Source organism: Streptomyces sp. NPDC006510 (assembly GCF_040611955.1).
In the GTDB taxonomy this organism is placed as follows: domain Bacteria; phylum Actinomycetota; class Actinomycetes; order Streptomycetales; family Streptomycetaceae; genus Streptomyces.
This window is the reverse complement of record NZ_JBEXPH010000457.1, coordinates 1-1,454: the sequence shown is the minus strand read 5'-3', so window position 1 is coordinate 1,454 and position 1,454 is coordinate 1. Positions and strand designations below refer to the sequence as shown.

Below are 1,454 nucleotides of genomic sequence, written 5' to 3'. Positions count from 1 at the left end.
TACTCCAGTGTGGTTTCGTGATCTATCCAGCAGGTTCGTCGGCGGATCGTCGTCGGTAGTGGCTGTGTCGGGCTGTTGCCTGGTGGCGTCTGCGCCAGATTGACCAGTGCAGCAGCCTGGCAGCGGTCACGGCCGACGGGCTGAAGACGAGGGTGAACAGGTGGCGGATCTCCGGGACGGTCAGGGAGATCGGTTCGCTGTCGCGAGTCGGGTAGTGCGGACCGGTTGACCTCTTGGATGCCGCGTCGGTGGTGAGGGCGGTCAGGAAGGCCAGGGCGAGCATGGCGAGCGTGATGGGCCGGTGCCACGAGGTCCAGTTGCGAACCTGGTAGTGGTCGAGTCCGACCTGGCCCTTGGCGGCCTGGAAGCACTCCTCGACACTCCAGCGGACACCGGCGACGCGGACCAGCTCCGCAAGGGTGACCGCGATGGGTGACCAGCACAGATAGAAGGCCAGTTCTCCGGTGGTGCGGTTGCGGCGGATGAGCAGGTGGCGGTGATCGTCGGTGCCGATGTGGATCCAGGCCCAGTCGTAGTGGCGCGGGCCCTTCGCGCCGGGGCCGGCGCTGTGCCGCTGCCAGGCGGTGGCGGGCAGCCGTTCGGCGACGGTGTCCGCGCGGACGGCGGTGCGGCCCTGGTTGATCCGCACCCGCATCGAGCGGGCGACGGCCATCACGTAGCCGGTCCCACGTGCCTCCAGGGCGGCACGCAGCTGCGGGTCCTGCCCGTAGGCCTCGTCACCGGTCACCCACGGTGCCTCCACCTCGGCCTCCAGCGCGGCGGCGATCATCTCCCGGGCCAGGCGGGGTTTGGTCGCGAACTGCACTTCGTCGGGTATCCCGGCCGCCCGGCGGCGTTCGGGATCGGTGCACCAGGACTGCTCGGGCAGGTAGAGGCGGCGGTCGATCAGTGCCCGTCCCCGGCTGGTGGCGTAGGCGAGGAAGACGCCGACCTGGGAGTTCTCGATGCGTCCGGCGGTGCCGGTGTACTGGCGCTGCACGCCCGCCGAGGCATGGCCCTTCTTCACTAAGCCGGTCTCGTCCACGATCAGCACCGCGCCGTCGGTGCCGAGGTGTTCGACGGCGTAGGCACGGACATCGTCGCGGACGGCGTCGGCGTCCCAGCGTGCGTAGCGCAGCAGCCGCTGCATCGGCCCCGGCCGGGCCGGGCCGGCCTGTTCGGCCAGCTGCCAGCAGTTCTTCCGCTCCGCCTTCGATAACAGCCCGAGCAGATAGGCACGGGCACTCGCCCTCGGTTCAACTCGGCCGAAGCGGCCCGCGATCCGGGCCATGGCCTGGTCGAACATCTCCCGCCAGCGGGCAGGGTCTACGCTATGGCCCGCGGCCACCGCACGATCTTCGTTTGTCCACACACCAACCGATGATCACGCGGTGGCCGTACCCGTTCTCGGCCGGGTACGGCCACAAGATCGCGAAGTCAGACTGGAGTACTAA

Annotated in this window: 1 protein-coding gene; it reads right to left on the bottom strand. The window is 69.3% G+C overall.

Annotation, left to right across the window (positions count from 1 at the left end; all coding sequences use genetic code 11):
- Window positions 1-22: 22 nt before the first annotated feature.
- Window positions 23-1,291 (bottom strand): IS701 family transposase, encoded by a 1,269-nt coding sequence (locus ABZY11_RS44475; protein WP_356484616.1) that lies wholly within the window; start codon window positions 1,289-1,291, stop codon window positions 23-25.
- Between the last annotated feature and the right edge of the window lie 163 nt (window positions 1,292-1,454).